The sequence below is a fragment of the Cognatundibacterium luofuense genome, assembly GCF_018139685.1.
GTDB lineage: Bacteria > Pseudomonadota > Gammaproteobacteria > Burkholderiales > Burkholderiaceae_D > Undibacterium > Undibacterium luofuense.
This window is the reverse complement of sequence record NZ_JAGSPN010000457.1, coordinates 1-317: the sequence shown is the minus strand read 5'-3', so window position 1 is coordinate 317 and position 317 is coordinate 1. Positions and strand designations below refer to the sequence as shown.

The window sequence follows — 317 nt, the reverse complement described above, 5'->3', positions numbered from 1 at the left end:
CTAACATGCCGGTCAATACCAACAAAGCCAATGTGATCAATTTGTCGCTGGGTGGCATTCATGCCTGTAGCAAAACCACAGCCGCTGCCTACAAGGCAGCGATGGATGCTGGAACTATCGTAGTCATCGCAGCAGGCAATGAAGCGATTGATGCCAAGTTGTCCAGTCCGGCAAATTGCCCTGGGGTGATTACAGTTGCATCGACGGATATCAATGGCGCACGTGCTTACTACTCCAACTACGGTGGTACGGTGACGGTTGCAGCTCCTGGCGGTGGTTATACTAAGGCAGAAGATGTCATTTTCTCGACACTGCCA

At 51.4% G+C, this 317-nt stretch carries 1 protein-coding gene; it reads left to right on the top strand.

Features of this window, described 5'->3' with window-relative positions:
* A partial coding sequence (locus KDM89_RS21210) for a S8 family serine peptidase (RefSeq protein ID WP_212689787.1) occupies window positions 1-317 on the top strand: 317 nt, incomplete at both ends.